Genomic DNA, 14,727 nt, shown 5'->3' with positions numbered 1-14,727 from the left:
GTTCAAAGCCCCCGGTTCAGGATGAGGGTCTTGAGCGCAGGTGTTTCGCTGTAGGGGCCATCGATGTGCTCGATGGTCAGTCGCTCATTGGCCCGAATCGGCTGCAGCAGCCTTTCACCGTTCATGACTTCACGGCACGACAACTGCCCCTTGTGCAAGGGAATGGCCAGGTAGAAGTCCTTTTCGAATTCATCGTGGTTCAGCACGTAGCCGGGCTCCAGGTCCCGACGGGCATAGGCACCGCGCACGAGCGCGTTGAGGTATTCGGTTTCCTTGCGCGAAATGATGCGTCGGCTGGTGCTGACGCCACCGCACATTTCCTTGGCCTTGTGGAACGCCTTGTACCAAGTATCGCATTGCTCGGGCAGGGAGCAGTAATTGGAGACCGAGACGCCTTCATAATCGATATCGATATGCCGCTCCCAAGTACGGGCACCCTTGCCGTAGGAAATCAGCATGGACGAATGCCAATCGTGGTACTCATGGGTGGATAGGCCGATGACATGGCCCGGGTAGCGGTTACGCAGGTAGTCGATCTGGTCGAGGTGAAGCTCGTCGTCTTCACTCGGGTAGAGCGAAACGCAGTGGTTGATGGCCAGCGGGATGTCACGCTTTTCGAAGAAGCGAACAATGTCGTCCAGGTCTTTTTCCGATGCGCCCCCGGTCGAAATGATGGTGGGCCGGCGGGTGGACGCGATCTTCTCGATCAAAGGCCAGTCGTTCATGTCGGAGCTGGCGATCTTGAGGATCGGCATGTCGAACTCGACGCACAGATCGACCGAGGCCTCGTCAAAGGGCGTGGCCATCGGAATGCAACTCAGGTTGCGGATCTCTTCGACCATACGCGAGAACTCGGCCTTGGTCAGGCGGGTGTCCTCGGTTTTCTTCACATAACGCAGTTCGGTGGTGCCTTTGAAATCAGGGTGGATGAACTCATCCACATCTCGGAACTGCAGCTTGATGGCGGCCTTGACGTTGTTGAAGCGCGCAATCGTACCGTGGTCGCGAATGATCTTCAGCCCACGCTCCAGCTTGCCCCAATGGTTGTTGGCAAGTTCGAGAACGAACAGGTTTTCGAATAAATCTTTGTCACGTTGGCTGATGGTCTTCATCGAGTATTCCCCATTTGCCTTGCTCATTTGAAACCGGCGCCAAGTCATTGCCCCCGGCTGCCGAAAATCCGCACTTCATGCCACCGTCCCCGATAGCGCTGTATCCCTGCCTGGCAGCGCACTGCTGCCTGCCTTTGTGCCCAAGGCTCAATCAGCAAGCCAGGCCGCTAGCCACTGCTGTATGCAACGGTCATCCAACATCCACTGCTCCATTACCGTTTGATGCAAAATTCCTGCGTCTCCAACGGAGGCCTGCGGCTCGGCAAGGTGCATGCGTATCGCCGCTTGCCACGCGCTGGCGTTGTTCTGTACTCGCGTCACTGGCAAGCCCTGGTAGGGCTGCACATCGCTGCACACCACCGGATAACCGCACGCCGCAAACTCCAACAAGCGCAGATTTCCCTTGCATTGATCGATCAACCCTGCCCCCAGTGGCGCAAGGGCCAAGTCCAATGCCAGCGATGCCAGCTTTTGCGGGTACTCATCGAACGGCACCACATCGTGCTGCTCTCGCAGGTAAGGCTGGATCGGGCGCGGGCATTGGCCCAGGCATACCCAGTCCACCTCGCCGTGCAATGCCTGGACAACGTCCAACATGAGCGCCTGCATTTCGTCGTCAACGATGCCGCCGACCCAGCCTACGCGCGGGCGGGCATCCGGGTTTCTCTGGTGAGCCAGGGCGCCCCAGCGAGCGGGATGCAGCCGGTCTGGTACCACACGAACGTCCTGCCCCGCGCTGCGCAACGTATCGGACAATGCCTCGGTAGGCACGACCAATCGGTCAGCCAACCCAATGAACCGTCGCAGCATCCCTCCACCAACCTGCAAGTCGGCCCGAAGGTCCGCTACACTCACGTCAGCCACCTTCAGCGCACGGGTGAATCGGGCGCTACGGCGCAATGTCTCCAGTTGCGCTTCGTTGGTCGGCTGTTGCATGACCCAGGTATCAGGCTGAAGCCGCTCCAGCTCTGCTGGCAGGTAGTGACGCAGGCCCAAGCGAACATCGGCCATGGCTGCGGCACTCATGGACAACGCCGGGTCGATCATGCGCCCGAGGCCGTTGGCCTCAAGATTGTTGGGAGTGGTCAGAACCACCGGCAACGGGCGCCACGCAAGAGGGTTCCAGGCCAGCCCTGGATCGGTCTCCAGAGCAAATCCTGCCCCCTGCAGCGACAGGTTGCGGTTGTAGGCCGGATCTCGGGCAATGAGCGGCAGCCATTTGACATACAGCGCATCCTGCTCCGCCTCAGCCGCCAGGGGGCTTTCGCCTTCGACCACGACCGTCGCGTGTGGCGTCCACACCGTAAGGTAGCCGGCCTGCGCCGACTTCAGGCACAGGTCAACATCCGCACCGGACGACTTGAACTGCTCGGCATCCATCCCTCCCAGCGCTTCATAGAGATCGCGGCGAATCATCAGGCAGGCACCGGACACAGCACTGTAGTTCTGGTCCATCTCCAAGCGCTGCATGTAACCCTCATCGCTGGCCGAAGCCGAGAATGCCGAATGCGCCGCCCCCCCCAGGCCCAGCACCATCCCTGCCTGCTCGACCGTCCCGTTGGGGTGCAGCAGTTTTGCTCCGACGATGCCGACCTCAGGACGCTGCGCATGGTTGAGCAAGGCTTCCAGCCAGTCGCCCTGCACGATGATCGCATCGCTACTGAGCAGCAGCAGATAGTCGCCCGTGGCGTGGTGTGCAGCCAGGTTGTTGGCAGTACCTAGGTCGAGTGCGTACGTGTTGCGCAATACCCGAATACCCTGGATCTCCTGCGCCATGAGGCCATCGAGCCAGACGCGTGTGGCAAGGTCCGCCATGCCGTTGTCGACCAACAGAATTTCATAGTGCGAGTAGGTCGTCTTTTCCATCACGGAAGTGACACAACGCTGTGCACGATCCAGACGATTGCCCACTGCGATCGCCACTGTCACCCGTGGAGTAGCCGCATGGCCGTAGTGGATGCGATGAATGCCTGGCCGATGCATCTGTACCCGAGCCTGGAGGTAACCGCGCTGATGCAGATGCCTTAACAGAACGGCCTGTTCCTGCGGGCTGTGAACGGCGACGCTCATCGGGCTGATGCATATCGGCTCACTGACATGTGCCAGCCCGTCCAGCCCATCGGCATCCTCGATCAACCTCAACAGCAGTCCCAGCTCGGTGGCTCCGGCGCAATCCGGATCAAAACCACCTGCATCGACAAATACCGCTCGGCGATAGAACCAGTGCCGGGCCATTTGCCCGGGGCTCGACAGGAGCATGTCCAGGTTGAAATCCGGTCGCAGCAACGTGCCCAGCTCACCCTTGGGCGATGTGGTGATCTCGTCCGCATACACTGCACGGACATTCGTGGCATCGAGTAGCTCCAGCGCCAGCATCAGCAGGCCAAAGGAGGTGAACGTCGTACCTGCACGCACGAAGCAAAGCCATTGCCCGATGCCCTGTTGCAAGACCAACTCATTGAGGGTCGCTGCAGCACCACTGGTCGCGATATGGATTCCGATATTCGGATAGCCCTGCGCTTGCAAGCTTTGCCGCGTGGTCTCGACAGACCCCGACGAGCCGTCTGGAACGATGAAGAAATCGAAATGCGGCAAGTCGTGCTGTCGCTCCTCGAGGCGACGAGCCATCAAGGTCGCTTGCGCGTCGTTGGGACTGCGCTGGCGCAACCAACGCTCGATGGCCTGGTTTTGCGCGTACGCGCTGCCTTTATCCGCTGCCTTACTTGTGCCGACACCGACCGCCGGCGCAATCGGCATCGCCTGGGTCAGCTCGATGAAATTGGTTAGCTGCTCCCAGAAGCGCCCTTGCAGGGCCTGGTATTTTTGCTGGACGATGGCCAGCTCCTGCCTGGCCTGCTCGATCGCCTGTGGAGTGTCTTCGAATGCCAACCCGTACGTACCGAACTCATCGACACTAAGCGGGACACCATCGAAAAATGGCGATTTCAGGAGGACGACAGGGCAGCCACACAGCATCGCCTCCATGGCAATGGAGGTGGAGGCAAAGCAATAGACCCGCTCACTGCGCCGGAACAGCTCGGCCATTTCCTGGCGGCTTGCGGGCCAATCATGGGTAATGACCGTGCACCGAGCCGCCAACTCCGGGTGATTCTTCAGGGCGTCGGTATAACGCCCCGGATAGATCAGGCACCCCTGTCGATGTGCGTCATAGGGGTTGTCCTGATTGTTGAATAACGAGGTATCGATAGGCGGCAGGAACAACAAGCGCTGCTCCCCCAATCCTTCCGGCAACAGATGCTGCCCATAGGCAAAGATCATCTCCGAGTCGGGAAACTCGGTATCGCCACCCAGCAAACCCGGTACGTTCAGCAGATAACGCACGACCGATCGAGCGTCGGCCGGGTTCCCCCGCACCACCTCCGGATACACCATGATAGGTTGACGACCTGCCTGCTCATGCTGCTCTTTCAGTTCGTTCGACAACAGCGGCGTGTGCCAAAGCGGGTTGGTCTGCGTTGGATACAGATACGCATCCTGCCCACACCGGTTAAGCAGGTGACAGAGCATGTGCATTACTCGTATGCCGGCGGAGTTCTGGCGATAGGCCGGCGCGACGAGGTAATACGGACGAGGCGACGTCGCGTACAACGGTGGATGGGCATGCAGAGTCATAGGTTATCTTCCGAACCGCTGAAGCGACGCACGAACAGGGGCGCGCATCAACGCAGCCTCCGCACGTAATCTTCGATATTGCGGGCGGCATGCTCGAGGTGCTCTTCGCCCAGCCCTGGCCACAAGCCGATCCAGAAGGTGTCCTTCATGACCTTGTCAGTCACACTCAGGTCGCTCGCCACCCGGTACTGCTGGTCTTTCATGTAAGGCTGGCGCGTCAGGTTGCCGGCGAACAGCAGGCGCGTGCCGATCTTCTGCGCATCCAGATGACGCAGCAGGTCCAGCCGCTCGACGCCACAGCCATCGCGCAGGGTCAGGGGGTAGCCAAACCAGGATGGATCGCTGTTGGCGGTGGCCTGCGGCAGGATCAACTGCTCGGCGCACCCGGCCAGGCGCTCGCTGAGCCAAGTGAAGTTGCGCTTGCGCGCGGCGATGAAGTCATCGACACGGTCCATCTGCGCCAATGCACAGGCGGCCTGCATGTCGGTGATCTTGAGGTTGTAGCCCAGGTGCGAGTAGGTGTACTTGTGATCGTACCCCTGCGGAAGGTCGCCCAACTGCCAGCAAAAACGCTTGCCGCAGGTGTCGTCCTCGCCTGGGCCGCAGTAGCAGTCGCGGCCCCAGTCACGGAAAGACTCCACGATGCGCTTGAGCAACGGAGAGTCGGTGAATACGGCGCCCCCTTCACCCATGGTGATGTGGTGCGCGGGATAGAAGCTCAGGGTGCCCAGGTCTCCGAAGCTGCCGACCTGGCGCCCATCGTAGGTGGAGCCCAGCGCGTCGCAGCAGTCCTCGATCAGCCACAGCCCATAGCGGTCGCACAGTTCACGTACCACCTTGAGGTTGAACGGGTTGCCCAGGGTATGCGCCAGCATGATGGCCTTGGTGCGCGGGCCGATTGCGGCCTCGATCAGGCTCGCATCGATGTTGTAGGTGCCCATCTCGATGTCGACGAACACCGGCACCGCACCGAACTGCAGGATCGGGTTGACGGTAGTGGGAAAGCCCGCCGCCACGCCGATGACTTCGTCGCCTTTGCCAATGGCACGGTCACCCAGACGCGGCGAGGTCAGCGCGGAGAAAGCCAGCAGGTTGGCCGACGACCCGGAGTTGGCGGTCAACACGCCACGACGCCCCAGATAGCGCGCCAGGCGCTTTTCGAAAGCCTGGTTGAAACGTCCGGTGGTCAGCCAGCCGTCCAGTACGGCTTCGGTCATGGCTTGCAGTTCCGGCGCGCCGATGACTTTGCCCGACGGTGGTACGGCATGCTGGCCGGGTACGAACCCGGGCGTGGCGAGCTCCAGCTCCGCGTAACGACCTACGAGTTCGGCAATTTGCTGGCGCAACTGCTGCGCCGTCTGATCAGTCATCGGTTTTCGCCTTCATGGTCCGCGATCTGCGCGCGGCAAAATTGCTGCATGTCCTGGCCTTCTCGCCAGGCGCAATGCCATTGGAGGGTTCGCTGCAAGGCCTGCTCCAGGCCCCAGCTCGGGCGCCAGCCCAAGCGCTGGCGTGCCATGGAAGAGTCGAGGGTCAAAAGACCTGCCTCATGGGGCTGCGCAGATGGCTCGACCGCCCAGCGCGCCTCGCCAGGCCAAAGCCGGGCCATGGTCTCTACCACTTCGCCGACTGTTGCGGTGCCTTCGCTGTCGGGGCCGAAGTTCCAGGCCTGGGCGACCGCCTGCCCCTGTTCGATCAGAGCCTGGGCCAGCATCAGGTATCCCTGCAGGGGGTCGAGCACGTGCTGCCAAGGGCGCACCGCGCCCGGGTAGCGCAAGGTCAACGACTCGCCGGCATCCCAGGCACGCAGGATGTCCGGAAGCAGGCGATCGGCGGACCAGTCACCACCGCCAATCACGTTGCCGGCCCGAGCGGTGGCCAGCGCCACGCCTTGGTCTTTCAGGAAGGACTCGCGCCAGGACGCGCAAAGCAACTCGACGCATGCCTTGCTGCTGCTATAGGGGTCATGTCCACCCAGGGCATCCTGCTCGCGATAAGGCCAAAGCCATTCGCGGTTCTCGTAGCACTTGTCGGTGGTCACCACCAGGACCGCGTGAACCGAGTCACACTGGCGCACGGCTTCTAGCACATTCACCGTGCCCATGACATTGGTGGCGTAGGTTTGCGCGGGCGTGCGATAGGACTCGCGTACCAACGGCTGGGCCGCCAGGTGCAGGACGATCTCAGGGCGGAATGCCACCAGGCTGCTGGCGAGCCTGTCGGCATCGCAGATGTCGGCGAACTCGCCTGAAACCCGTTCGGCCAACCGGGCCTGATCGTGGAGTGCGGGGGTAGTATTGGGCGCCAGCGAATAGCCGTATACCTCGGCGCCCAGCTCGCTGAGCCACAAGGCCAGCCAGCCGCCCTTGAAGCCGCTGTGGCCGGTCAGGAAGACCCTGCGCCCGGCCCAGAAGCTGCGGCTTACGGCCATACTCGCCATTGCGCCTCTCCGGACTTCCAGCGTTCTTCCAGGTAGCTGCGATCGCGCAGTGTGTCCATGGCCTGCCAGAAGCCGCGATGGGTGTGGCTCATCAACTGGCCATTCTGCGCCAGGGAGCGCATCGGATCATATTCCCAGGTGGTCTCGTCGCCGTCGATGTAGTCAAAGATCCCGGGCTCGAGCACGAAGAATCCGCCGTTGATCCAGCCGCCGTCGCCCAGCGGTTTCTCCTGGAAGCCGTGGACCCGCTCGCCACGGATATCCAATGCACCATAGCGTCCCGGGGGCTGAACCGCAGTAACTGTCGCCAGCTTGCCATGACTCTTGTGGAAGTCGATCAACGAAGGGACATTGACGTCAGCCACACCGTCGCCATAGGTCAGGCAGAAGGTCTCGTCGCCAACATAGTCACGTATGCGCTTGATCCGACCGCCCGTGGCGGTGTTTTCACCGGTGTCCACCAACGTTACGCGCCAGGGCTCGGCATTGCGGTTATGGATATGCATGCGGTTTTCCGACATGTCGAAAGTCACATCGGACATGTGCAGGAAGTAGTTGGCGAAGTATTCCTTGATCACGTAGCCCTTGTAGCCCAGGCAGATCACGAAATCGTTGATCCCGTAGTGGGAGTAGATCTTCATGATGTGCCAGATGATCGGCTTGCCACCGATCTCGATCATGGGCTTAGGACGAAGATGCGACTCTTCGCTGATGCGCGTACCCAGGCCGCCGGCCAGGATGACTGTTTTCATTGTCGACTTACCTTGAGAGGCCGATGCCCCATGTCGGGCTGACAAAATACTGACCAATTCAGCAACTTGGTCTTTCAAAGCAAAAAGATTGCCAATATGGCACCGGGCGCATATGGCAAAACAAGAATAATTGAAGGGACCGGGGGGATTTGAATGGCGGCTCCCTGCGAGGCATTGTCGGAAGTCCGCTCGCAGGAAAACCGGATTCGGCATACCGCTCTGGAAACAACGAATACAGCGCAAGGCGTGAAGAGATCGCCCCAACTCGGATTGCCCAAGTTAGGGCCGGAGCCAGAACGCTTCATGGCTGCGGGGCACGATGCCTCGCATCATGCCCCGTCAATAATTTGCCTCGACGCGCTACGCCAACCGATCCAACCACGCCAATGTAGGCGCCGAATCGGCACGCCCAACAAACGCGGACGGCCAACATGCCGCCAGAGACAGCGCCACACCAACGTCTGGAACGACCGCTTCACCGACCTGCAATTGCGCCTGAGGCGTCCAAACCACTAATTGCCCGGCCTTGGCGGCCGCCAGACACAACTCGATATCGCCGCCCTTCTGGTCGTGCAAGCCGCCGCAATGCTCGAACACCGAAGCACTCACCATCAAGCAATCGCCGGAAACGGCAGCACAAGTGCGAACTGCCAATGGCCAACGCACTTGGACTCGAGCCTCAGCCGACAGCCCAAGCCAGGGCGCCGAAACCTCAGGCCCCTGCACGAGGGCATAGCCCGCATGCGCCAAGGCTCCATCGGTGGTCTGCAACAAAGCGCCTACCACACCCACTTCCGGACGCTGCGCTTCATTAAGCAATGCCTCGATCCAGGCCGGAGAAATGACCTGACAACGCTCGGACAGCAACACCAGGTATTCACCCTTTGCCTGACGCGCAGCCTGATTCAACCCGTCGCTACGCGACGCCACGGACTTGCCGACCAGCACACGCACACGCCCCCCCAAACGCTGCAGCGCCGCCTGCTCATGATCAGCGCACGCGACCAACACCTCGTAGCGTGGATAACGGGTACGCTGCAACACACTGGTGAGGCAGGCTTCAAGCTGCGCCTGATCGCCCTCGCTGGCGACGAGGATACTGACCAACGGCGTTGCATCATGACGGAAGTCGATCGAAAACCCCGCGCCCTGCTGCTCCCTGACCTGGGCCCGATAGCCCAGCTGAGTCAGGTGACGGTTGAGCACCTTCAAGGCCTCCTCAGTCGTGGCCTGGGATGCCTGCTCCCCAATGACCAGATAATCATCCAGATGTGCCAGGCTACCCAGGCCCGATGCCTCGACCATACGCAGCAAAAGGTCGAACTCCAGCGCGTGACGATAGGACTCACTGTAACCACCGAGTTCCAGGACCGCCTGACGCCGCACCATCCAGTGCCGCGACATCAGGTCCGGCAGGCTACGCAGCAGATTCACGTCGGCCCCCGGCCGCACCACCGCGTGCAGCCGGCCTTGGTCATCACGCTGGACCTCATTGGCACAGACGGCCTGGCACGCGGGCGACTCGGATAGTTCGACCATCAAGTGCAACAAGCCTGCAGGCAGCAACTCATCGCCTGCCTGCAGCAACAGCAGCCATTCGCTCGGCAACTGGCGCACCAGCTGGTTGAGGTGAGCGACCCAGTTGCTCTCGTTGACCTGGACGAAATGCAGGGTATCGCGCGCTGTGGTGATCAAAGGAGGCTTCCCGCCCTTGAGCACTACCAGCTTGAAATCACCCAGGCCACTCGCCAGCAAGCTGTCGAACGTGGCTTGCAGGCCTGCGTCGTCGTTGGCCAAGTCCAGCACCACGAACGCGACCTGATTGGCAGCGCGGCCAGCCAAGTGCGCCTGGACCCGCTTGCGTGCGCTGGCATCCGGTGCCACGGCCTCGAGTGCCGCAAGCAACCGGCCTGATGCCGTAGCCTGAAGGCGAGGTTGTCGATCAACCCCCGGGATCTGATCCAGGCGGTTAAGCCAGTCAGTCAGCTCACGCGCACGGTCTCCATCGGCAGGACCGGTGAGCATCGTCACGAGCTGCCGGCAGACCTGTGGGTCGAACAATCCCAGGGCAAGCGCCTGCCAATAGCGCAACTGCAGGCTCTCGGCGGTATCGTTGGGATGCACTTGCGCCAGATGCCGCTGACGCACCCACCCCCCCTCCAGCGCCCGATGCTGAGCATTCCCGGCTGGCAGCGCATGGCACAAAAACTCGAGCGCCGACAACTGAGCGAACAATAAATTCGAGTAATAAGGCATTTCGACGTACTGGCGAGGCTCGAACAGACGCTCAGGATCATCGATCACGCTGCTCCAGGTGGACGTGAACAACAGCGGCGCCTCGCCATGATCGTAGGTACGCCGCACGAAGCGATTGAGCACGCCATAACCGCCATCATCGACAGCCAGTCGCAAGTGTTCGCCATCCCATTGACGCAGGCTGCGCAACACCTGGCTCAACTGCTCGCCGCGCCGATGCAGGTTGAGCGCATCAGGCTCATACGCACAGAGCACATCGGTCTGCTCGATTGGGAGAATCTCACCTTGAGCAAGGATCGCGTAGGACAGCCCCAGACGGAACGCAGCGAAGTCGGACCCAGGCGGCATGCCGGCCAATGCCGCTTTCAAGTCGGCCAAACGGATGACGGCACGCCAGGCCTGACGACCGGCCTGGCCGTACTGACGTAGGCGTGCAAGCACCCCGCCCTCCCCCAATGCCGGCAACGCATCACCAAGCTTGTGGTACATCACCTTGGCATTGCCTACCACAAAGCCCAGGGCATAACCCTGAGCAGCCATCGCCCGCGGCTGCTGCTCCAGGCTGGCGGCTGCGCTGTGCAAGGCCGACGGCAACACGAAATCGGCGTCCAGCGTCAGCACCACGAACGCTGTGGTGACGCTCTGCAGCGCGCGCTCCAGATGCGCGCCAAACGCCTGGCTGCTCTGCTCGACCGATGACAGGTCGAGGGCCAGGCAAGGAACGGCGGCCTGATGGTAATAATGCTGCGCACGCGCACGGTAATCGCTCTCGCCCTGCCCCAGCAGAACGACGGTCACCTCATTGCGTGTTGCGATTGCGGTTTCGGCCATAGCGCTCTCTTCAAAATTGTCGGTTCGGGTCACGGCATTGCGGCCGTGGAGATTAGTCCGCCAGCCAGGCATTGGCCCAATGCTGCAGGTGATGTGACGTCAACACGTAGTCACGCAACACCACCTCACGCAGAGCATCCCCCTGACGGTAGCTGGCCTGCGGATCGCTGAGGTGCATGCGAATCGCGTCCAGCCACTGCTCGGTCGTGTTTTCCTGTACACGGGTGCAGGGCAGGTAACCGGCGTACGCCTTGGTATCGGTACAGATCACTGGGAAACCGCAGGCACCGTATTCCAACAAGCGCAAATTACTCTTGCAGTCGTTGAACAGGTTCTGCTCCAGCGGCGCCAATGCCAGATCCAGGTTCAAACTGGCCAGCTTGCGCGGGTAATCAGCAAATGAAATGCCTTGGTGGAACTCTTTCACATAGGGACGCAAGAAATCCGGGCACATGCCGAAGAACACCCAGTCGACCTCATTTGCCAAGGTCCTGACGACATCCAGGAGAAGCTCAAGATCGCCCCGGTGGCTGGTGCCTCCAGCCCAGCCCACACGGGGTCGGACACTGGTCTGGCGCTCGCTCGCAAGCCCTGCCCACAACGACGCAGCCAGCATGTTCGGCACGACACGGATATCGTGATGCATGCTGGACAAGGCATCAGCCAAAGGCTCTGTGGACACCACCACGCGATCACACAGGGAAATGCCCTTGGCGACCAGCTCACGCATATTGCTGGGCATGTTGCGCGCATGATCGTTTTTTTTCGACGGCTCGATGATGTAGTCATCCAGCTCGTAGATCCGCCGCGCACTGGAGAACCGCTTGAACTGAGCCATCTCCTTGAGGTTGCCCGATGAGTAGCGGCACTGCAGGATCACCACGTCGGGCTTTTCCCGCTCAAGCTCTATCAACCCCAAGCTGTTGTAGTTGATTCGCCCCTGAATCCAGCCTGCGCGCTCCAGTTCGGTAAACGGCTGGGCAACACGGTAATGTCCCACAGCGGTGGTATTGGTTGGCAACGCCAGCACCGAGGGCATGACCCGCGCGACGAAAGGATCCCAACCCGCGCGCAGGCCGGGCTCGAAATTAAAGTTCGCCAGCTTGAGGCTCAAGTTGCGGTTGTAGGCTGGGTCGAACGCCACCCAAGGCAGCCACCGCTGGTAGAACGTTTCGCGATCTGCCTCCCGCCCCTGCGCCGTGCCCATCGTTTCCTGCGCCACAGACAGCTTCGCCACCTTCGAAAAAGGCGTCCACACCGCCAGGTAGCCCAACTTGCCCGCTCGCAGGCAAAAGTCTGCGTCGAACAGCGACTCGTTAAAGGCAGCCGCATCCAACCCATCCAGAGCGCTGAACAATTCTCGACGAACCAACAGGCAATCGAGGCTCAAGGCGCTCCAGTTCTGGACCAGACGCAGGCGGTTCATGTAACTGTCCGCCCCCGCAGCGCCACCGACAAATGGGCTCCCGGCGGATTCGCCCATGCCCAGAACCAAGCCTGCCGAGACAACGGCACCATCGCCAGCCAGAATCATCGGACCGACCACCCCCACTTCGGGGCGCTGGGCATGATGCATCAGTTCATGGAGCCACTGCCCATCGAACAGCACACAGTTGGCATTGAGCAGCAGCACATAGTCACCACGGGCCTGCAGGCTCGCCTCGTTCAAGCTTGCCGCACGCCCCTGAGCCGAGGTTTCAACGACACGCAGCTGATCGCTGCCAATGTCGCGCATCGCGCTCAACCAAGACCGCACCTCTGGCGCCTCGTCACCGCTGGCGATCAGCAGCAGTTCGAAATGGCCATGATTGGTATGCCCGAACAGCGACTCGACGCAACGTGTCAGGGCCGGAAAATCCGCCCGAGCATGGACCAGGATCGATACCATGGCCGCAGAGTCATGCGCGTAGGTCACGCGGCTGACCAAACCACCCTGACCGCTGTCCACCTGCGCACTCACGCCCAACCGCTGCAAATGTGCACGCAGGATCCGCGGGGCCTGGCTGTGATTGGTAGGGTCGCTCAGCCACTGTGCATAAGCGTATTGGCATTGCACCAGCACTTCGGGAATGTGCTCCACCACGTGCAGACCGTGAGTCTCAACCAGGCGCCATAGCAAATCATGAGGAGCCAGCGAGCCGAAGTCGGTATCGAATCCGCCAAGAGCGAGAGCAGTTGCACTCTTGAACGCCAACAAGCGCCCTACGTAAGGCACGCTGCGCATCAGATCGAGATTGAAATCGGGTTTGAAGATGGGATTGGACGAAACGAGGCCATCATAGGCGCCTTCGTCGCTGTACAGGCAAGCGCAGTCCGCACGCAAGGCCATGCGCTCAGCCATGATTGCTAAGGCATGCTCATGCAGGACATCTCCCGCGCGTAGCAGGTAGATCCACTCAACCTGGTCATCGCTGGCCAACCACGGGTTGAGCTGCTCAAAACCATCACCTTGCCGAATCCGGAATTCGGCTTCGACAGCCGCTGCATCCTCTAGGCCAGGTGGGCCAAGGACCAGAGCCCGATGAGCCGCATAGGACTGCTTGTTCAAACTATCGAGCGTAGCGTGCAGAGCCGTCGCATCACCCTGCTCAGCGAAAATCACAGGCACGATGCGAGGCTTGCCCGGCCATTGTTCAATGCGCTTGGGCAGCAAACGCAACTGCCCCGCCGATAGGCGGCGACACTCCAGCCATTCGCTGTACAACTCTGCGAAACTCAGGCTATGAGTACCGATTTGCTGACTGAAGTTGGCCATCTGTTTGGCGAAAGCGCGTCGAAGGTCCAGCTCCTCCCAGACCCGCTCCTGATCGCCATCGTAAGATGCCAGAGGCAGATAGCGCACCCATCCCGGCGTGAGCCCATCCTCCACCGCGCGCGCCGCCAGCATCTGCAGCAACCATTCGGTCTCGAGCTTGTACGCTTCCACCATGGAGCTGTGGTGACTGAGCCGGCCTGGATGAACCCGCTCCAGGCTCAAGACCTGTTCCAAGCTGCACAAGTGACCCCGACGCAACAAGCAGGCATAAAGCGCCAGGTCCAGGCGTGCAGCGAAACCCTGCCCTTCCTGTACCAAGGTAGCCAGGCACTCACTGACCTGTGCACGCCGGAACAAGGCATGACTGATACCGCCGAACAAGTTAGGGGCATTATCGGCGATGCTCGCCAACAAATCGCCACCATTGAGGACGGCGCTTTCAGGAGAAATAACGAAGTTGAGCGAGCGCGAGGGCAGCAGGATATCGTCCGCTGAATACAGGAGACGTTGACTGATGACCATGCTGACCTGCGGCCAGTCATTCATCACCTTGGCCTGATGACGCACATGGCTGCCGAACAGCACATCGTCATCACAGAGGAACTTGATCAAATCCCCGCAAGCCTGCTCCAGACACGCCAACAGATTACGGGCAAAGCCCAATCGGCGAGGGTTGCGCACATAACGAAGCGACACCGGAAAGCTGGTGCTTACCTCCTGGCAAGTCGTCTCGATCTGCGTACCTGGGCTTTCATCACAGACCACGATTTCCAGGTGCGGGTAATCCTGAGTCACAGCACTGATCAGCGTACTGCGAAAGAACTCAGGATTGAACGCTGGGATGACGATACTAACGAGGGGTTGGTCGTTCACGAAGCTCACTCACGCGATGGTCAATCTATTTGCGAGAGTCTCCCGATAAACCCCGCATGTCGTTCTGTTGTGAAA

General features: G+C 60.7%; 7 protein-coding genes. All 7 read right to left on the bottom strand.

Going from position 1 to position 14,727, the window contains the following annotated elements:
* Positions 1–2: 2 nt before the first annotated feature.
* Positions 3–1,112, bottom strand: coding sequence for an N-acetylneuraminate synthase family protein (locus HMPREF3173_RS03385; protein WP_070571538.1), 1,110 nt, complete (start codon positions 1,110–1,112; stop codon positions 3–5).
* Between the two features lie 147 nt (positions 1,113–1,259).
* The gene (locus HMPREF3173_RS03380; protein ID WP_070571537.1) at positions 1,260–4,745 is read right to left on the bottom strand and encodes a glycosyltransferase; all 3,486 of its coding nucleotides are present in this window, start codon (positions 4,743–4,745) and stop codon (positions 1,260–1,262) included.
* Positions 4,746–4,792: 47 nt separating this feature from the next.
* Entirely contained in the window at positions 4,793–6,115 is a 1,323-nt protein-coding gene (gene rfbH, locus HMPREF3173_RS03375) for a lipopolysaccharide biosynthesis protein RfbH (protein WP_070092454.1), read from the bottom strand.
* Positions 6,112–7,185: a CDP-glucose 4,6-dehydratase gene (rfbG, locus tag HMPREF3173_RS03370; protein WP_218188840.1), complete on the bottom strand. Its 1,074-nt coding sequence runs from the start codon at positions 7,183–7,185 to the stop codon at positions 6,112–6,114. Before rfbG ends, rfbH begins: the two co-directional genes overlap by 4 nt.
* Positions 7,167–7,937 (bottom strand): glucose-1-phosphate cytidylyltransferase, encoded by a 771-nt coding sequence (rfbF, locus tag HMPREF3173_RS03365; RefSeq protein ID WP_070571533.1) that lies wholly within the window; start codon positions 7,935–7,937, stop codon positions 7,167–7,169. The genes rfbG and rfbF overlap by 19 nt, the downstream gene beginning before the upstream one ends.
* A gap of 360 nt (positions 7,938–8,297) precedes the next feature.
* Positions 8,298–11,024 carry a glycosyltransferase gene (locus tag HMPREF3173_RS03360; RefSeq protein WP_070571531.1) on the bottom strand — a complete coding sequence of 909 codons (2,727 nt, stop codon included), beginning with the start codon at positions 11,022–11,024 and terminating at the stop codon, positions 8,298–8,300.
* 52 nt (positions 11,025–11,076) lie between these two features.
* Positions 11,077–14,652, bottom strand: coding sequence for a glycosyltransferase (locus HMPREF3173_RS03355; RefSeq protein ID WP_070571561.1), 3,576 nt, complete (start codon positions 14,650–14,652; stop codon positions 11,077–11,079).
* Positions 14,653–14,727 lie beyond the last annotated feature (75 nt).

The organism is Pseudomonas sp. HMSC08G10 (assembly GCF_001808425.1).
Taxonomy (GTDB): domain Bacteria; phylum Pseudomonadota; class Gammaproteobacteria; order Pseudomonadales; family Pseudomonadaceae; genus Aquipseudomonas; species Aquipseudomonas guariconensis.
This window is presented reverse-complemented; position numbering and strand designations above follow the sequence as displayed.